Here is an 18,554-nt window from a genome sequence, read left to right as displayed (position 1 = left end):
CACCACCATGACTGAAGCTTTCCCCGACTCCGCCCACCCGATCACCTGGCCCGAGGGCAAGCGTGCCGCAGCATCCTTCACGTTCGACGTCGACGCTGAGTCCTGCACCATCGCCCACGATCCCAAGAGCACAAGCCGCATGTCCCTGATGACCCACCAGTCCTACGGGCCCAAGGTTGCGGTCCCGCGGCTGCTGCAGATCCTCCAGCGGCAGGACATCCGCACCACGTTCTTCGTCCCCGGCTTCACGGCCGAGTGCTACCCGGACACCGTCCGGCGGATCGTGGACGCGGGGCACGAGGTGGCCCACCACGGCTACCTGCACGAGCCCATGCAGGGGATCAGCGCGGAGACAGAGGCGCGGTACATCGACCGCGGACTCGAGGCGCTGGCCAAGGCCGCCGGGGTGGAGCCGGTGGGCTACCGGGCGCCGTGGTGGGAACTGAACTGGCACTCCGCCGGGCTCCTGGCGGACCGCGGGTTCCTCTATGATTCAAGCCTGCTCGACGGCGATGCCCCCTACCGCTTCAGCGTCGCCCCTGGCGACTCCCGGGACATTGTGGAGATCCCCGTGGACTGGGCCCTGGACGACTGGGAGCAGTATGCCTTCTACCCGGGCGTGACAGGCAGCGGCGTCATCGAGAGCCCAGCCAAGGTCCTGGAAATGTGGACGCTCGAGGCAGAGGCCCACCATGCCCAGGGCAGCTGCTTTGTCCTCACCAACCACCCCTTCATCTCCGGCCGGCCCTCCAAAGCCGTTGCCTTGGAACGGCTTATTGAGCGGGTCAAGGGCATGGACGGCATGTGGGTGGCAACCATGGAGGAGATCGCTGAGCACACCCGGCGGACAGTCCAGGAGGTCCACACCCACGCACGGATCGAGGTGCCGGGCTTCCCCGACACCGGGGCGAGGTTCACCCCGTCAGCCGTCCGGGAGTCGCGGCCCGCCGCCGCAGGCTAAGAGCGGCCAGGAGCTAACCCGCAAGGAACCAGACCGCAAGGAGGAGTGGCTGCTGCCCGCCAAAGGCAGCGGCCACTCCTCCTGTTTTGAGCATTCTGGAACCTCCAGCAGCTGTGAAAGGCGGCGAGGCCGTCGTCGTACGTTCCTCTCGTCCAGGCGCACGCTACACGCGCACCTCCTCCTGGCCGGATGGCCTTCCGGCCATCCGTGAAGCCGGGCCGCAGAACTCCGAGTCGTTGAATTCGTTCCGGGCCAGCGGGTAGGACATGCCCTGGTCTGTGACGCCCACGAGGTGCGAGACGCCGTCGCCGTCTTCTGCCAGGATCAGCCCGCCCTGGGGTGCCACCGTGATGTTGTCGGGGCCGTCGAAGGCGCCCTCCTGGTCAGGATCCTGGTTGACAGCAAGGACGCAAGTGGCTGTTCGCCAACATCCAGTCCCCCGGCTTCACCCTTGCCATCACAGGGCCCTGGACCGCCCATCCAACGCCGAGGCAACCGCGTCCTAGGCCGCCACGTGCAGGCTTGCAGCCCTGACGTGGGACGACAAAGTGATGGTTGACTCTCCTCGTCGCCAGGCCGAAGCTTTGGGAATGACAAAAGAACCCGAAGTGCGGGCCCTCATGGCTGTTGTCGACCGGCTGGCGGAGCGCTTCCCCGAGGAACAGCGCTCCGTCATCGAGGACGTGGTCGCTGAAGAACACCGCTTCCTCGACGACGGTCCCATTCGGGATTATGTGCCGGTCCTTGTGGAACGGGCCGCAAGGATGCGCCTGACCCAGCACTAGCGCATGCCCTTCCCTCCTTCCGCGCTCCAGCCGTCGGAATGATGGTTCGAGCCGTACGCCGTGCGGCAAAAGAGGCCCCTACTTGGCTGCAGGCAGCGTCGTCCCCGCACGGAGTCCAACTTCCATGTCCGCGGTTACCCCAAAAACTTCTACCAGCACGTCTTCTTTCCGCTGGATGTCGGTGACCGTAGTGGAGCGTGCTGCCTTTTCGATGCGGCCGACCGGCATGCCGTTGATGGCGATAGCCCAGGAGTCAGCAGCCAGATCGTCGGACTCCCAGGACACCTTGATTTCGCTGATCCCGTTGACGGTGGAGAGCGTCTCTGCCCGGACGTTTTTCGGCGGGGCCAACTGCTGATGAAATGGCTTCGTGCTGACGTGAACCGGGATCCTCAGGACGTGCGTGCTTCCGATGGGGTTCGAGACCCGCAGCGCCAACTCTCCTTCGAACTCGTCCCAATAAGTGTGCTTGTAGACGGGCACTGTGGTGCTCGCATCGTAGGTGCCGTCCCCATCGAAGTCCCACTCATAGGTACTGATTGCGCCGACGGACTTAGAGGCATTGAAGGTGATCTCCATGCCCGGCGCTGCGAAGTAGCCGTTAATGGGGAACCTGGCTTCAACCCCGCTGTTCTTACCCAAAGGGATGGTAATGACCTGCAGCGGAGAGTCACTGGCCTGGGCGGACGGTGCCGGACCGGGCTGAGTGGAGGTGGCAGGCGGGGAGAGGGCCTCGGTTGTTATGGTGCCGGACAGGACACCCGGCCCCTGGGCGCAGCCTGTGGTCAAGGCTAACGACATTCCTGCTGTTGCCAGTAAAGCTGCATGGCTTGGTGTCATGATCTCCCCATTGATCTCGGCTGCCCTAACAAGCATGCGCAGAACTGCACCGCTACCGATACAGGGACTCCCACAAGATTTCCGCAGGAATTTAACGGCCTGTCTATGTGCCCAATGCATAACGGATTTCTGCCTGCACGAGGCGTTCGCGTTTGTGGTCCAGGTCAACGCTGAGGATGACGGTGGGTGCCCGCGCCACATCGGGTGCAGCGGCAGCGGCGCCGCCCCAGAAGACGTCCCGCGACGTTTCTTGACGCCGCGCTACGCCCTGTTGAGCGCTCGAGACCTTCCGTGAACGCCCGCTACGGGAATGATTGTGGGGCTGCCGGGCGCTCCGTAATCTCGTCTCAGCATCCGCCCCAGCAAAGGAAAATCCCATGTCAGACCCCTCGAACAGGAACCCCCAAGACTCCACCCGCATCGTTGCGGGGCAGTCCAACACACCCAGGCGTCCGCTGGGCCAGAAGATTGGCATTGCCGCCGTCCTCCTTGCCCTGGTGGGAGGCGGCGCAGCCATCGCTGCCACCGCGAATGGCGGCGCCGCTCCCGCTACCGCCACCGCCGAGGAAACCGTCCCCGCCGGCAACCCCGCCGCCGAATTGAAGCTTGGCTACTTCGGCAACGTCACCCACGCCCCCGCCCTCGTCGGCGTCAGCCAGGGCTACATCGCCGGCGAACTGGGCGGCACCAAGCTCAGCACCCAGGTGTTCAACGCCGGGCCAGCAGCCATCGAGGCGCTCAATGCCGGCGCCATCGACGCCACCTACATCGGCCCGAACCCCGCCATCAACTCGTTCGTCAAGAGCGGCGGCGAGTCGATCAACATCATCGCCGGCGCCGCGGCAGGCGGTGCCCAACTGGTGGTCAAGCCGGAGATCAACTCTGCGGCAGACCTCGAAGGCAAGATCCTCGCCTCCCCGCAGCTTGGCGGGACCCAGGACGTCGCCCTCCGCGCCTGGCTTGCCGCGCAGGGTTACAAGACCAACGTTGACGGCAGCGGCGACGTCGCCATCAACCCCACCGAGAACGCCCAGACCCTGAAACTGTTCCAGGACGGAAAGCTCGACGGCGCGTGGCTGCCTGAGCCCTGGGCCTCCCGCCTGGTGCTGACCGCCGGCGCCAAGGTGCTGGTGGACGAGAAGGACCTCTGGGACGGCTCGCTTTCCGGCAAGCCGGGCGAGTTCCCCACCACCATCCTGATCGTGAACCAGAAGTTCGCCGCAGACCACCCGGACACCGTCAAGGCACTCCTGAAGGGCCACGTGAAATCCGTCGAGTGGCTGAACGGGGCAGCCAGCGGCGAGAAGGCCAGCGTCATCAACGCCGCGCTCAAGGAAGCCGCCGGAGCCGAACTGAAGGCCGACGTGATCGACCGGTCCCTGAAGAACATCGTGTTTACCGTGGACCCGCTGGCCGGGACCTACCAGAAGCTCCTGGCCGACGGCGTAACCGCCGGCACCACCAAGCAGGCGGACATCAACGGGATCTTCGACCTGCGGGCGCTCAACAGCGTCTCCGGGGAGAAGACCTCGGCCGCGGGGCTGGGCCAGGAGTAGTCCCCAGCCGGCACGCTCTCTCACTTAATGCGTCATCCTGGCCAACGCTCCCGCACCTTCCATGGGAAAGTGCACGAGCGTTCGCGGTTTAGACGCATTAAGTGAGAGAGCGTCCCCTTCGAGGGGGGTATCAGCGAGACGGATACTTGATATCAAAAACACCGCCTTCCCCGAATATATGAAGTGCCTCACAGTAGTTACAGGACCTGCACCAAGAAACCGCAGCCAGTAACCAGAAGGACTTCAACGTGGAAACTCCCCTCTCCCATCTTGCACACCTCGAAATCACCAGCCCGGACGTCGAAGCCTCGGCACGCTTCTATGAGGAAAAGTTCGGCATGCGCATCATCGACCGCGTGGACGGCAACGTCTACCTGCGCTGCTGGGGCGACTACTACCGCTACAGCCTGGTGGTCACCGAAGGCCCGGAAGCGTCCCTGGGCCGGATGGCCTGGCGCACCAATTCCCAGGCAGCCCTGGAAGCCGCGGCCCAGCGCATCGAAGCCACCGGCGTGCAGGGCGCCTGGACCGCCGGCGGCCACGGCTACGGCAAGGCCTACGAATTCACCGGGCCCTACGGCCACCACATGCGCCTCTTTTATGACGTGGAGAAGTTCGTGGCCGAGCCCGGCTTCGAGTCCACCTACCCGGACCGCCCGGAACGCCGCAGCAGCCACGCCGCAGCGCCCCGTTTCCTGGACCACGTCACGGTGGCCACCTCCGACGTCCGCGGCTTCGCCAAGTGGTACAACGAGGCTTTGAGCTTCCGCGTGATGGCCTTCGTTGACCTGGACGAAGCACCCATCACCGTCTTCTCCGTCCTGACCACGAACGAAAAGTCACACGACCTCGGCGTTGTCCTGGACACGTCCAGCCGTCCCGGCCGCGTCAACCACATCGCCTTCTGGGTGGACGCAACCGAGGACCTGCTCCGCACCGCCGACGTTATGATGGAAAACGGCACCCCCATGGAATACGGCCCCTCCATCCACGGCGTGGGCGAGCAGAACTTCCTCTACTTCCGCGAGCCGTCCGGCCTGCGCGTGGAACTGAACTCCGGCGGCTACCGCAACTACGTCCCCGACTGGGAAGCCAACACCTGGAAGCCGTCCCTGGGTTCGAACAACTTCTACAAGAACGGCGCCATGCCGCACTCGATGACCGAATCCTTCCCGCCTGCCGAGGGCTTCACCGCCACGGAGGAAGGCGCCTCGCCCGAAATGAAGGAAGCCCTGCTGAACCCGTACGCCAAGCACGGCCGGGGCTAAGGCATCATGGCCGAAGCACAGTATGCACTCATCCGCTACCAGGAGTCCGGTGACGGCAAGGCACGCGTGGGACTGGTTGTTGAAGACCGCGTCCTCCCGCTGGACGGGGACATCAACTCCCTGATCGAGCACTGGGACACCACGGAAAGCCAGCTGGACTCACTGGCCGCCTCCGCGGGCAAGGAAGCCGGCCTGGCGCTGGCCGACGTCGAAATCCTCGCCCCGGTGGAGCCGGTCCAGATCCTGCAGACGGGCGCGAACTACCGCAAGCATGTAATAGACCTTGCCGTCGCGCACCGCGAGCCTGGCGAGGACGCAGAGGAAGTGCGCGCCAGGACAGCCGTCATGATGGACAAGCGCGCGGGCCAGGGCACGCCGTACTTCTTCATCGGGCTTCCGACGGCGATCGCGTCCGCCACGGACGACCTCACCCTGCCTGCCTACTCCAAGTCCCACGACTGGGAGCTCGAACTGGCGGCAGTGATCGGGAAGACAGCGTTCCGGGTCACCCCCGAGGAAGCCCTGGACCACGTGTTCGGCTACACCATTGTCAACGACATCACCACCCGTGAGTACGTCTTCCGCAAGGACATGCCAGCCATTGGCTCGGACTGGTACCGGGCAAAGAACGCGCCGGGCTTCCTGCCCACCGGGCCGCTGCTGGTGCCGGCCAAGTTCTTCGGCGACCCGCAGAATGTCCAGGTCACCCTCAAGCTCAACGGCAAGGCCATGCAGGACGAATCCACGTCCGACATGATCTTCGGCGTCGCCAAGCTCGTCAGCGAAGCCTCGCAGATCATGCCGCTGCGCCCGGGCGATCTGGTGCTCACCGGCAGCCCTGCCGGAAACGGCCAGCACTGGGGCCGGCTCCTGCAGGACGGGGACGTCATGGAAGGCACCATCACCGGGCTGGGCACCCAGCTCATCCACTGCAAAGACGAAACCACCACCGAAAGCAGCAAGCCGTGACCACCCAGGACACAGCACCTACCACCGGAACCGGGGAATCAACCACTGATTCCCCGGTTATCCGGCGTGACGATCCCCTTGGCAGCATCCGCGCCATGGCCCAGGCCCACAACAACTGGGGCCGCTGGGGCCAGGACGACGTCCTGGGGACGCTGAACTTTATCGACGCCGGCAAGCGCGTCGAGGCCGCCGCCCTCGTGAAGACCGGTGAGGCGTTCTCGCTCTCCCAGCCGTTCGACACCAACGGCCCACAGAAGGGCTGGCGCCGCCGCACCAACCCCGTGCACACCATGACGGACACCGGTGTGGACGCCGAACGCGGCAACCAGGGCTTCCCGCACGGCTTCGGCGGCGCGGACGATGTGATCGCCATGCCGCTGCAGTGCTCCACGCAGTGGGACGGCCTGGGCCACATCTTCGACCAGGGCAAGGCCTGGAACGGCCGCGCCGCCGGGGACGTGGTCACCTCCGAAGGTGACTTGGTGACCGGCATCGAGACCGCCGCCGCCAAGATCGTCACCCGCGGCGTCCTGCTCGACGTCGGCCGCGCCCTCGGCCCGGAACTGGGAAGGAACGGCGGCGAACTGCCGGACGGATTCGCGATCACCCCCGAACACCTGCAGCGGACCATCGACCTGCAGGGTTCCAGCTCCGAGGTCCGGCGCGGCGACATCGTGGTCATCCGCACCGGCCAGTACACCCGGGTGCGGCGCGACGGCTGGGGTGACTACGCCGGAGGCTCAGCCCCGGGATTGTCTTTCAGCACCGCTCCCTGGCTGCACCGCAGCGAGATCGCCGGAATCGCCACTGACACCTGGGGCTTCGAGGTCCGCCCCAACGAATTCGATGGCGCGTTCCAGCCCCTCCACCAGATCGCCATCCCCAACCTCGGCCTGTTCCTGGGCGAGATGTGGGATCCGGACGGACTGGCAGAGGCATGCGAGGCCGACGGCAGGTACGACTTCCTGCTTACCGCAGCCCCGCTCCCCATTACCGGAGCCGTCGGATCTCCCGTGAACCCGATCGCCGTTCGATAAAGACAGTCCGGTAACTTGCAGTACAACAACCACCAGCAGTAACGCCGTCAATACAAAGGAGTCAGCGATGGCAGCAGTACAGAACGTCGGAATCGTTGGGGCGGGAGCCGCCGGGCTTGCCGCAGCCATCCTCCTGGCCGACGCCGGAGTCCAGGTTGAAATCCTGGAGAAGGCCGACGCCCCGCAGACCCTCGGGTCCGGGATCACCCTGCAGGGAAACGCCCTGCGGGTGCTCCGCCAGCTGGGCGTCTGGGACAAGGTGGAGGCAAAGGGCTATGGTTTCAGCACCTTGGGCCTGCGAGCTCCCAACCCGGAGGGCACCGTCATCGCCGTCCTGGAGGACATCCGCACCGGCGGCGACGACCTGCCTGCCACCATGGGCATGTACCGCCCCGACCTCACTGCCATCCTCCGCGAACGTGCGGAGCAGTCAGGCGCGCGGATCAGCTACGGCAAGACGGTCACCGACATTACAGACGACGGCGGTTCCGTCACCGTCAGCACCGCCGACGGCGGCAGGGCCACCTATGACCTCGTGATCGGTGCCGATGGTCTGCACTCCGCCGTCCGCAAAGCGATCGGCATCGATGTGGAGCCCCAGCCCACCGGCATGGGCATTTGGCGCGCTTTCGTGGAACGGCCCGAGGAAGTGGTCCGCACGGACCTGACCTACGGCGGCCCCTGCTTCATCGCTGGCTACTGCCCCACCGGCCCGGACACCATCTACGCCTACCTCGTGGAGAATGCCCAGGAGCGCAAGCACGAGGACGGCCCCCGCATCATGACCGAACTCGCGGCGGCCTACGGCGGCCCGTGGAACGAAATCCGGGCCAACCTGGACCACAGCGCCCGCATTAACTACACGTGGTTCACCACCCACCTGGTGGACGGCCCGTGGAACCGCGGCCGCACCGTGATCATCGGCGACGCCGCCCACAGCTGCCCGCCCACGGTGGCGCAGGGTGCCGCGATGGCCCTGGAGGACGCCGCCGTGCTGGCCGAGTTGCTGATCCAGGCCGACGATGTCACCGAAACGCTCTGGAAGGAATTCACTGACCGCCGCCTGGACCGGGCCAGGACCGTGGTTAACGCGTCAGTCCAGCTGGGCCAGTGGATGCTCGACGGCGTCCGCGACGCCGATGTCCCGGGCCTGATGCACTCCCTCTCCACCTTGCTGAAGGAACCTGCATGAGTACCCGCCCTGGTGAAAGCCCCACAGTCGACGTCCACGCCCACGTCCTGCTCCCGGCACTGCAGCAGCTCGTCGCTGAGGCCGATCCGACGGGCTTCGCCGGCCAGCAGGCCCTGGAGGTGCGGCGCAACGGACCCGAGTCCATGGCTGTTTCGGGCAAAATGATCAAGGAGCGTTGGCCGCAGCTGACTGATCTGGACCGCCGGCTCGCTGACATGGACGCCCAGGGCGTGGACGTGCAGCTGGTCTCGCCGTCGCCGTCGCACTTTTACTACTTTGCCGGCGAGGAACTTGCGCTGCAGGTGGCGAAGGCGGCCAACCAGGCGGTGCGGGAGTTCGTGGACCGTGCACCGGAGCGGCTCAACGGCCTGGGCCTGGTCCCGCTCCAGCACCCCGCCCTGATGGTGGAAGCCCTGGAACACGCGGTGCTGGATTGCGGGCTGCTCGGCGTCGAGATCGGATCGTTCGCTGCCACCCCGGACCGTCCGGAGCGCAGCACCGTGGAACTCTCCGACCCCAGGCTCGAACCGTTCTGGAGCCGCGCCGAAGAACTGGGCGCCCTGGTGTTCCTGCACCCGTTCGGCTGCTCGCTGGATGAGCGGCTGGACCGTTTCTACCTCGCCAACACCGTCTCCCAGCCCGCGGAAAACGCGGTGGCACTGTCGCACCTGATTTTCTCCGGCGTCCTGGACCGCCACCCTGGCCTCAAAGTCCTGGCGGCGCACGGCGGCGGCTACCTGCCCACCACCCTGGGCCGGTCGGACCACGCCTGGCGGGTACGGCCGGAGGCACACGGGTGCGCAGAACCGCCGTCGTCCTACCTGCAGAAGCTGTACTTCGACTCGCTGGTCCACAGCCCCGCTGAGTTGCGGGCGCTCGTGGCGGCGGCGGGGCCGGAGCGGGTACTGCTCGGGTCCGACTATCCGTTCGACATGGGCTCGGACAGTCCCGTCACGGAAGTCATCGACGCCCAGCTGCCGGCAACGGATGAGGCGGCAGTACTCGGCGGCAACGCCGCCGCCTTAGGCATCACGCCCGCATCCGCCTTCGCCGCCCGCCACACCGCCTAAGGAGGCTTTTATGGTCAAGATTGCCCGTTGGAATCACGACGGCCGGACCCAGTCCGGCTTTGTTGATGACGGCGCCTGCCACGCCCTGCCCGCAGGCCAGTCCGTCCAGACGCTGCTCGACGCCGGACTTGCGGAGACGCTTGATGTTGCCCGGGCGACGATCGATTCCGCCGTGCCCGTTCCGCTGGCGGAGGTGCAACTGCTGGCCCCGCTTGTCCCGGCCACCATCCGGGACTTCGTGGCATTCGAGGAACACGTCGAGGGCGTGCGCAAGAGCATCGACGGCGTGGCCGGCGTGGTGCCTGAATGGTACGAGGCCCCGACGTTCTACTTCACCAACCCGCATACAGTGACGGGCACTGGCGAGGTGATTGGTATTCCGGCGGGCTGCACGGACCTGGACTTCGAGACCGAGGTGGCCGCCGTCGTCGGCCGCTTCCCCGGCAGTGACGGCCGGAACCTCACCGCCGAACAGGCGCACCGGCACATCTTCGGCTACACCATCCTCAACGACTGGTCCGCCCGGGACCTGCAGCGGCGGGAGATGAAGGTCAGCCTGGGGCCATGCAAGGGCAAGGACTTCTCCAACACCTTGGGGCCCTGGATTGTCACCGCGGACGAGTTCGAGGACCGGCACGACGGCGGAGGGTTCCTGCCCATTTCCATGGCCGTGGAAGTCAACGGCGAGACTATTGGCCAAGACCTGCTCTCCAACATGGGGTGGCCTTTCGCCGAACTGGTGGCCTACGCCTCGCAGGATTCCGTGGTGCTGCCCGGCGATGTGCTGGGCTCCGGCACCTGCGGCAGCGGCTGCCTGGCCGAGCTCTGGGGACGGAACGGCTCCCAGACTCCCCCGCCGCTGAAGACCGGCGACGTTGTCCGCATGACCGTGGAAGGCATCGGTACCATCGAGAACACCGTCGGTTCCCGGCGCGAAGCCATCACCCGGGTTCCTGCCCGGCCGCGTCTACGGAACCGGGTGGCCGCCGCGGTTGACGCCGGAACTTAGCGTGGTTTCCCTTCAGCTTGAGGGCAGGACCGTGGTGGTTACCGGCGCCGGCGGAGGCCAGGGTGCCGCGGAAGCACGGCTCCTGGCGGAGGCCGGGGCGCGGGTCATCGCCACAGACCTTGCGGCGAACATGCCTGCCGGGCTGGCAGATGTGTCCACAAGTCCCGGAGGATCCTTGTTGTACCGGCAGCTGGACGTGAGCGATGCGGCCGCTTGGGCTCGATTGACTTCATGGATCCGGTCCGAGGGCCGGCAGGTGGACGGGCTGGTCAACAATGCCGGAATCACGCAGCGCAGCCGTCTCCTGGACGCCTCCGTGGCTGATCTGCAGGAGGTTTACGAAGTGAACGTGGCCGGCAGCCTGCTGGGGATCCAGGCGTTGGCGCCGCTGATGCCCGGCGGGGCTTCGATCGTGAATGTCGGTTCCGTCGCAGGCCTGACCGCCCACTATCCAGTGGCCTACACGGCCAGCAAGTGGGCGCTGCGCGGGCTCTCCCAGGTGGCGGCCATGGAGCTCGGGCCTCGCGGGATTAGGGTGAACACGGTCCACCCGGGTTTCATCGAGACACCCATGACCGCGAGCGCCAAACCTGAGTTCCGCCACGCCACCCTCGCCGAGACCCCGCTGGGACGCACCGGAAACGTGGAGGAGGTGGCCGGCGTCGTGCTCTTCCTGCTCAGCGCGCTGTCCTCCTTCGTGACGGGCGCGGAGATCCCGGTGGACGGCGGCCAGTCCTCCCACGGCGGCGCCAAGTCCATCGCCGACGCCCTCCGCTGACCCCCTCCACCCCAACTGAGTAGCACTAAGTGTCGTTTTGAACCCTCAAAACGACACTTAGCGCTACCTAGTTGGGGGAGGACGGCGAAGGTCAGCCCGGCAGCACCGCCGACCAGCCGCCGTCGACCATCAGGTTGGCGCCGGTGACGTACGAGGCTTCGTCGGAGGCCAGGAACAGCACGCATTGGGCGACTTCTTCCGGCGAGCCTATCCGGCCCAGGGGAATGCTCCCGGCGATGCTCCGCATCGGGTGGTCGGGAGCGAGCAGGTTTCCTTCCGTGGCCGCGGTGCGGATCATGCCAGGGCTGACCGCGTTAACCCGCAAACCGTGAGGCGCTCCCTCGGCCGCAAGCTGCTTTGTCATCGCCACCACGGCACCCTTCGTGGCGGTGTGCGCCAGCCGGCCGTTGGTCATTGACCCGGTGACTCCTGCAGTGGAGCCCACCAGCACTATGGCGGCATTCCGGGCCTGGATCAGCTGGGGCCAGAAATACTTGACCGGCAGGAACACAACGTCCATTTCGTGTTCAACGTTCCACTTCCAGTCGGAGAAGGTGAGCTGCTCCACCGGGGCGAAGCGGGTGACTGCCGCGTTGGCGTAGAGGATGTGGACCTGGCCCTGCGTTGCGACGACGTCCGCGGCCCAGGCCGCCACGGCTGCCTCGTCCGTGAGATCCACCCGGCTGCTGCTCATCCGGCCACCGGCTTCGGTGACTGCCGCGACGGTGGCCGCGGCGCCGTCGTCGTCCATGTCGCAGCCCACCACAAAAGCCCCTGCCGCCGCGAAGGCGAGCGCCGCTGCCCTGCCCTGGCCGCTGGCCGTTCCGGTGATGACGGCGGTCTTGCCGGCCAGGCGCTGGCTGGAAGCGGGCATGGGACATCCTTTCGAAAGCGGGTTTCCTCGACTTTCGCAGGGATGGGCAGGAAGGGGAACGGCGTCTTGGCTCTACGTGGTATTCGCCGTCCGGATAATCAGGGCTGGATAGTCACCCCGTGGGCGGCGGCGGGGAAGAGTTCATGCAGCCGGGCGCAGGACCGCTGGACCACGGACCGGAGCCAGACGCTGGCCGGATCCTCCGCTTGGGACGGGTGCCAGTACATCGCCTCCACCAGGGACGCTTCCGCGCCTTCGGAGAACTCCAGCACAACGATGTCCGCGCCTCGCTGGGCCCGGGCCGCCAACATCCGCGGGACGAGCGCCACCAGGTCCGTCCCTTCGACCAGGAGCGGCAGCGACAGGAACCCGGCCACCACCGCAGCCACGCGGCGCTGGAAGCCCCTGGACTCAAACAGCTTGTCCGCCGGGGTGCTGATGCCCTCGCCGAAGTAGCCGACGGCGTGGGGCACGGCTGTCAGGTCCGCCAGGGTCAGGCGGGGCTGCTGCAGCAGGGGGTTCCCGGCATCGGCGATGGCAACGAAGCTATCGCGGAACACTTGTTTGCTGGCTCCCTGCATCTGGTAGCCGGTGGGCCCCACCAGCAGGTCGATCTTGGAGTAATCGGCCATCTGGCCCTGGATCCCGGTCTTTGCGGTGGGGACGAAATCCACCGACACCCCCGGGGCCTCTTCCCGGAGGATCCCGCGCAGCGGCCCCACGATCAGCGCAGCCGCATAGTCCGACGCCGCGATGACGAACTCCCGCTCACTGGTTGCGGGATCAAACCCTGACCTGACGCGCGTGGCCCGCTGGATGTGGAGCATCGCTTCATCAACCAGCGGGACCAGCGACTGCGCAAAGGGCGTGAGCTCATAGATGCGGCCGTTGCGGACCAGGAGTTCGTCGTCGAAATGGCGCCGGAGCCTGGACATCGCCGCGCTGGTGGCCGGCTGGCTCAGTTGGAGGCGCTCCGCCGCCCTGGTGATGTTCCGCAACTCCAGGATGACCTGCAGGTGGGGCAGCAGGTTCAGGTCCAGGTTCTTCATACCCACAGGTTATCCATGCCCCGTCCCGCCGCGCCCCGCCCGCAAAAGGTAGCCTTATTCGCTCCTTGGACCCAGCTCCCCGGCAACCTTCCGGGCACCGCGGACAGCGATGGCCACACTCATCAGCGTCGGGTTCATGGCCGTTGCTGTCGGGATGAGCGCGTTGCCGCCCACCACCAGGTTCTCGTAGCCCCACACCTGGGACCACGGATCGGCCACGGAGGTACCGTCGTCGGTCTCCCCCATGCGCATGGTGCCCTGGTAGTGCAGGCTCGAGCCGTTGGGCATCAGCCTTGGTTCGGCAACAAAAACGCCCAGCGCCTTGCCAGCACGCCGCAGCCTCTCGGTGGCCTCGGCGATCTCGGCTTCTTCGCGTTCGGTGAGCGCGTAGTCGATGGTCATGTTCGGGAAGCCGCGGTAGTCGGACTCGGTGTCATCGAATGTGACGGCGTCCTCGAAGCGGGGGTGCTTGCGCATGCCGTAGCCCATGTTCACGTAGCCCCAGCGGTTCTCCGAGTACGGCGTACCCGGTTCCATGGGGAACGGCGTGTTCTCGGTGTACATCACCTGCACCGAGAACGGGTGCTCAGGCTCCGAGAACGGGATGCGGTTCACAGCCGCTACCGGGTCTGCGGGATTCTGCGCCCGCCGGGCCAGTTCGGCTTTCAGGTCCTCCTCCGTGGCGTAGCGCTGCATCTTTTCGGCGTCGAGCGCCACCGTGGAGATCACCACAGGGTGTTCGGTCAGGTAGTGGCCAAGCGCCGCCGGCCGGACCCCGGAGGCCCACAGCAGCTGCGGCGAACGGAAGGCATCCGCGGCCACCACCACGAGGTCTGCTGCCACGAAGGACTGCTCCCCCGTCCGGAGGTCCTGGACCGTCACGCCGGTCACCCGCTTTCCGTCCAGTTCCACGCGGCGGACCAGAGTCAGGTCGCGGAGTTCGAACCGCTTGGCCAACGGGCTGTCCTTGTCGATCAGCGGGCCGAGGACGACGTCGGCCCCCGCCCAGCGCACGGACCCGTCAGGCTGCGGGTCCCCGGCCACCGGAAGGGTGCCCACGCCGTAGCCTGCCGGCAGTTCCGCACCGAATTCCTCGTCCAGGAGGGACCGGATGGCCTCGCCGACTTTCGAGTCGGCGAACGCGGCGCTGTGGACGTGCAGGAGCTGCTTGGCCTCCTCAATCAGTCCGTCCCATTCGTCATCCGCGATGAAGGGGATCTTCTCGCTGAAGGCGGGCGACGGCGTCGCGCAGGTCCAGTGCGCACCCTGGCCCCCCACGTTGGTGGCCGCAGCCGCTGCCGGGAAGGAGGAAGCGTGGGCGGAGCCCGTTCCGCCGAAATCCAGCAGGTGGGTGCCCTGCCGTGCCGTGAACATGCCCTCGGTGACTGTGGCAGCAGGAATGCCGAGGGATTCCCGGAACTCCCCCGCCTGCGGCCCCTGTGACATTTCCCTGGCACGTGCTTTCGCGGCGGGATCGGCGATGTTGCGCACGCTCTCGCCGGGAACGTCCGTCAGCTGCGGTCCGGCCTCGAACATGACCACCCGTGCGCTGGGGACCTGTTCCAGGAGCACGCGGGCATAGGTGGAACCGATCGGTCCGCTGCCAACAATGGCGATAGTGGGATTGGACATGATGTCTCCTTTGAAATCAGGCCGAGAGTTTTTCGGAAGGGGTAGGGGAAACGGGAATTGGCTCGTCGGAAAGACGGCCGTGGGGAAGCAGGACCGCCGCAACGATTCCCAGGGCATAAGCGGCCGCCAGGGCAATGAAGATAGGGGTAAAGACGGTTCCGTAGATCTGGGCAACGCTGGCCTGCACATCCGGTGCCGCAGCATGGACCAGCTGCGGGGTCAGCGTGGAGGCGTCCAGCCCGGCTGGCAGGAGTGCCGCCACCCCGGAGCCGATTACCCCGCCGATGACCGCCGTCGCCACCGTTGACCCCACTTGCCGCACGAGGTTGATGGTGGCGGTGATGGTGCCGGTCTGGTGTGCCGGGGCAGCGCCCTGGACCACGGCAACGATCAGGCTCATGAACGCGCCCGTGCCCATGCCAACAACGCCCATGACAATCATGGGAGCCCACAGCGGAAGGCCCGCGGGCAGCCCCGCCATCACAAACAACCCAGCGGCTCCCAGCATGGTCCCCAGGATCGGAAAGATGCGGTACCGTCCCGTGCGGCTGGCCAACCAGCCGGTGAGCAGGTTGCTGATCAGCATGCCGAAGACCGTGGCGATGGGCACGAGGCCTGACACGGTGGCGGTGGTCTGGTACGCCATCTGGAAGTACGTGGGAAGGTAGGCAGTGATGGAGAAGAGCCCGACGCCGATGATCGCCGAGAGCGCCGTGCCGGCAGCTATCGTCCGGTTGGCGAAGAAATGCAGCGGCACGATGGGCTCGGCAGCTCCGCGCTCGATCAGGAAGAACGCGATGAAGCCAAGGATGCTGGCTGCCAGCGCCACGGCGGTGGCCGGCCCGGAGCTTCGTTCGGCCGCCCACGTGGCGGCCAGTACCAGGGCCACCAGGGCTGCGGTGAAAACAACCGACCCGGCAACATCGAAGCGGCGGGGCGCGGGTCCCGGCTCCAGGTGCGGAACGGCAAACAGCGCGAGCGCCAGGGCTGCGGCCCCTACGGGGATATTAATCCAGAAGACCCACTGCCAGCCCCAGTAATCGGTGATGGCACCACCCAGGACGGGGCCAACCAGGATGGCGATGGGAAACGCTGCGCCGATGATCGCCATGTAGCGCGGCCGTTCACGTTGGGTGGTCACGCGGGCAATGATGGTTTGGGACATCAGCTGCAGGCCGGCGGAGCTCATGCCCTGCAGGATGCGGGCGGCGATGAGCCAGGCCATATCGGTGGCAAAGCCGCAGGCCAGGGAAGACGCCAGGAACATCACCAGCGATGCGAGGAAGATCCGGCGGGCGCCCAGGACGTCTCCGAGTTTCCCCAGCACGGGCAGCAGTACGGTGCTGGCCAGCGTGTAGCCCACCACAACCCAGCTCATGAGTTTGAGGGCGCCGAGCTCACCGGCGATGGTGGCCAGGGACGTGGACACCACTGTATGGTCCAGCGCCCCCAGGAAGGAGACAGTCAACAGGGAGGCAACGAGGAGGCGGAGTCTTACAGGCGAAAGTGGCATAGTGATCTGCCCGAACGATCGGGCCGTCGACGCGACGTGGTGTGCCTCCGGCGCACCATCACGACGGAGAACGGGTCCGCGGGGAACCCCGGCGCCGCTACCATCATAGCCCACTTTAGTCAGAAAACAACATAAGCATGTCAGGAATGGACGTTCGGTCGAGGCCCATCGGCTACGCCTCAAGCAGCGTCCGGGCAAGGGCCTGGTCTTCGGCCAGCTCATCCAGGTCCGGCACCGGCGCACCCGACCAGCAGGCCTCGATGGCCCGGCGGAGAGCCAGCCGGGCTGACGATTCGTACCGTTCGGGAGCCCTCAGCGCGCCTTCCTCAGTGCAGGTCTCTACCCGGGTCAGCCCCGCGGGCTGGTCCACCGTAATTTCGGACCGCACCTCGCCGAGGGCCAACACCTGGAGCAGGCCTCCCGAATGGCGCCCGCCAATGGGTGTGGCTGCCAGCGTGGCGGGAACCGATCCGCCGCCGGAGCCGGCTGGTTCCACCGAATCCAGGAGCGCCATCCTGCCCTGGGCCGCGGCAAGACCGGCCCGGAAGGTCAAGGATCCTCCAGCAAGGAACCGTGCCCAGCCGAGGCCATCGAGGATGACGCTGTCCAGGGCCGCGGAGGGGGCCGCACAGTCGACAGTTACCAGGCCGGGCGGGGTGCCACGACGCGCCCGGAGGGCATCAGCAACAACATCGGGACGCAGGCGGGGACGCTCCACAGCCACCGGAATATCGCCGGGCCAGGGGAAAGCCCCAACATCCCCCTGCCGAAGCACCGCAGGTTGGGCAACCACCACAGCCGCAGCTCCCCCGGCCGCGGCAGCAAGCATGGCGTTCCACCAATCTCCCGATCCCGGGACAACAACCACGGCGCCCCTCCCGTCACCGGCAAGTGCGGCACTGACGGGAAGTTCCGCCGCTGCAGCGGCATATTCAGGCAGCTTCGTGAAGACGCGGGCCCGGTTCACTGCCGCACTCCTTCAAGCATTTTGGCGGCTGCAGCGTCGGCAAGGTCGATCGCATAGTGCGCGTCAGCCAGCAGTTCGTCGTACTCCACCGGGGCATCCCCTTCAAGGAGCGAGGCAAACAGGCGCCATTCGGTCACATAGCCGTCTTCCTCATCGCGCCGGTACTCCGTCCATTGCCCATCCACGCTTCGCACCCGGATGGCGGCGCTTCCGGCATGGACAAAGGCAGGTGGGAAATTCACCTCGAGCCGGTCGTGGGACGTGCAGATGCTCATCCTCCACAGGGCATCGGGACCCGCCGGAAGCATGGTGAGCGCCAACTGGACCAGGACGCCGCCGGCCCGATACCCCACGAGGTAGCCGATGGGCGGAGCCAGCCTCGCATAGACCACTTCGTCAATGCCCGGCGCGATGTCCCGCACCGCCGGAAGATCATGGACCGCAAGACCAGTCAACAACTGCCTCAGGACCCCGGCCGCCACGGCAGGGTCACCAAGGTCGGGTCGCCCCCGCCTGCCCGCCTGGAAGGGACCGCCTTCGGCGACCAGCCGGTGGTATCTGTCGTTCGGCGGAAGCGCCAGAGTCACGGAGATGGCCTGCACCCTGCCCTCCAGGGCCACAAGGTGGTGCTTCGCCCGCCCCCACGCGGCATCAAACAGGTGGTTCGTTCCTACCAGGAGGACAGCACCGGCAGTCCGGCAGGCCAGGATGACGTCCTCCGCTTCCACTCGGCTGGTGGCCAGCGGCTTTTCACAGAAAATGGCGCGCTTACCCGCTGCCAGCGCGGCAAGGATCTGGCGTGCGTGGTCAGCTTGCGGGCTGCAGATCAGCACCGCATCCACACTGCGATCCGCCAGCACCTCCGCTTCTCCTTCTGACCAGCGGGCGCCGACCCGTTCGGCCAGCCCCCGGGCCCTGCCGCTGCCGGCATCCGCAATGTGCACCACGCTGAACACGCCTGCAAGCCGCCCCAACACCGGCAGGTGAAGGGCGGCGACACCCGGCCCTGCCCCAAGAATCCCAACGTTCCAAGGCATGGTCACCCCTTTCTTAT

Annotated in this window: 18 protein-coding genes; 10 read left to right on the top strand and 8 right to left on the bottom strand. The window is 66.5% G+C overall.

The annotated features are described in order from the left end of the window. The first annotated feature begins 7 nt into the window (after positions 1–7). Positions 8–961, top strand: coding sequence for a polysaccharide deacetylase (locus KTR40_RS00800; protein ID WP_228404974.1), 954 nt, complete (start codon positions 8–10; stop codon positions 959–961). A gap of 163 nt (positions 962–1,124) precedes the next feature. On the opposite strand, the gene KTR40_RS00795 is transcribed toward KTR40_RS00800, so the two are convergent. After that, complete coding sequence (locus tag KTR40_RS00795) at positions 1,125–1,307, bottom strand: PhoX family protein (RefSeq protein WP_228404973.1); 183 nt, start codon at positions 1,305–1,307, stop codon at positions 1,125–1,127. Between the two features lie 244 nt (positions 1,308–1,551). Between KTR40_RS00795 and KTR40_RS00790 the strand changes: the two genes are divergently transcribed. Further along, entirely contained in the window at positions 1,552–1,746 is a 195-nt protein-coding gene (locus KTR40_RS00790) for a three-helix bundle dimerization domain-containing protein (RefSeq protein ID WP_139027392.1), read from the top strand. A gap of 78 nt (positions 1,747–1,824) precedes the next feature. On the opposite strand, the gene KTR40_RS00785 is transcribed toward KTR40_RS00790, so the two are convergent. Then, complete coding sequence (locus KTR40_RS00785; RefSeq protein WP_228404972.1) at positions 1,825–2,535, bottom strand: PKD domain-containing protein; 711 nt, start codon at positions 2,533–2,535, stop codon at positions 1,825–1,827. 428 nt (positions 2,536–2,963) lie between these two features. On the opposite strand from KTR40_RS00785, the gene KTR40_RS00780 reads away from it, so the two are divergent. The 8 genes from KTR40_RS00780 (at position 2,964) to KTR40_RS00745 (ending at position 11,465) form a co-directional block, all read left to right on the top strand. Then, positions 2,964–4,142, top strand: coding sequence for an ABC transporter substrate-binding protein (locus tag KTR40_RS00780; RefSeq protein WP_139027390.1), 1,179 nt, complete (start codon positions 2,964–2,966; stop codon positions 4,140–4,142). Positions 4,143–4,390: 248 nt separating this feature from the next. Further along, positions 4,391–5,410, top strand: coding sequence for a VOC family protein (locus KTR40_RS00775; RefSeq protein ID WP_228404971.1), 1,020 nt, complete (start codon positions 4,391–4,393; stop codon positions 5,408–5,410). Between the two features lie 6 nt (positions 5,411–5,416). Continuing rightward, positions 5,417–6,379 carry a fumarylacetoacetate hydrolase family protein gene (locus KTR40_RS00770; protein ID WP_228404970.1) on the top strand — a complete coding sequence of 321 codons (963 nt, stop codon included), beginning with the start codon at positions 5,417–5,419 and terminating at the stop codon, positions 6,377–6,379. Then, the gene (locus tag KTR40_RS00765) at positions 6,376–7,416 is read left to right on the top strand and encodes a cyclase family protein (protein WP_228404969.1); all 1,041 of its coding nucleotides are present in this window, start codon (positions 6,376–6,378) and stop codon (positions 7,414–7,416) included. The genes KTR40_RS00770 and KTR40_RS00765 overlap by 4 nt, the downstream gene beginning before the upstream one ends. Positions 7,417–7,483: 67 nt before the next feature. Then, positions 7,484–8,608 (top strand): FAD-dependent oxidoreductase, encoded by a 1,125-nt coding sequence (locus tag KTR40_RS00760; RefSeq protein ID WP_228404968.1) that lies wholly within the window; start codon positions 7,484–7,486, stop codon positions 8,606–8,608. After that, positions 8,605–9,678, top strand: a complete 1,074-nt coding sequence (locus tag KTR40_RS00755) for an amidohydrolase family protein (protein WP_228404967.1) — start codon at positions 8,605–8,607, stop codon at positions 9,676–9,678. The genes KTR40_RS00760 and KTR40_RS00755 overlap by 4 nt, the downstream gene beginning before the upstream one ends. Positions 9,679–9,688: 10 nt before the next feature. Next, positions 9,689–10,687: a fumarylacetoacetate hydrolase family protein gene (locus KTR40_RS00750; protein ID WP_228404966.1), complete on the top strand. Its 999-nt coding sequence runs from the start codon at positions 9,689–9,691 to the stop codon at positions 10,685–10,687. 1 nt (position 10,688) lies between these two features. Then, on the top strand, positions 10,689–11,465 hold the full coding sequence (locus KTR40_RS00745; RefSeq protein ID WP_228404965.1) for an SDR family NAD(P)-dependent oxidoreductase: 777 nt from the start codon (positions 10,689–10,691) through the stop codon (positions 11,463–11,465). Between the two features lie 91 nt (positions 11,466–11,556). On the opposite strand, the gene KTR40_RS00740 is transcribed toward KTR40_RS00745, so the two are convergent. The 6 genes from KTR40_RS00740 to KTR40_RS00715 form a co-directional block, all read right to left on the bottom strand. Further along, complete coding sequence (locus KTR40_RS00740; protein ID WP_228404964.1) at positions 11,557–12,339, bottom strand: SDR family NAD(P)-dependent oxidoreductase; 783 nt, start codon at positions 12,337–12,339, stop codon at positions 11,557–11,559. Positions 12,340–12,437: 98 nt separating this feature from the next. Beyond that, positions 12,438–13,388: a LysR family transcriptional regulator gene (locus KTR40_RS00735; RefSeq protein ID WP_139027381.1), complete on the bottom strand. Its 951-nt coding sequence runs from the start codon at positions 13,386–13,388 to the stop codon at positions 12,438–12,440. Between the two features lie 54 nt (positions 13,389–13,442). Further along, complete coding sequence (locus KTR40_RS00730; RefSeq protein WP_228404963.1) at positions 13,443–15,020, bottom strand: GMC oxidoreductase; 1,578 nt, start codon at positions 15,018–15,020, stop codon at positions 13,443–13,445. A gap of 16 nt (positions 15,021–15,036) precedes the next feature. Further along, positions 15,037–16,533, bottom strand: coding sequence for an MFS transporter (locus tag KTR40_RS00725; RefSeq protein WP_228404962.1), 1,497 nt, complete (start codon positions 16,531–16,533; stop codon positions 15,037–15,039). Between the two features lie 172 nt (positions 16,534–16,705). Continuing rightward, positions 16,706–17,362 carry a hypothetical protein gene (locus tag KTR40_RS00720; RefSeq protein WP_228404961.1) on the bottom strand — a complete coding sequence of 219 codons (657 nt, stop codon included), beginning with the start codon at positions 17,360–17,362 and terminating at the stop codon, positions 16,706–16,708. A gap of 134 nt (positions 17,363–17,496) precedes the next feature. After that, positions 17,497–18,537: a Gfo/Idh/MocA family protein gene (locus KTR40_RS00715; protein WP_228404960.1), complete on the bottom strand. Its 1,041-nt coding sequence runs from the start codon at positions 18,535–18,537 to the stop codon at positions 17,497–17,499. Positions 18,538–18,554 lie beyond the last annotated feature (17 nt).

Origin of the sequence: Pseudarthrobacter sp. L1SW, assembly GCF_020809045.1 — a bacterium.
In the GTDB taxonomy this organism is placed as follows: domain Bacteria; phylum Actinomycetota; class Actinomycetes; order Actinomycetales; family Micrococcaceae; genus Arthrobacter.
Note: the sequence above shows the minus strand (reverse complement) of the source record. Positions and strands in the feature narration are given on the sequence as shown.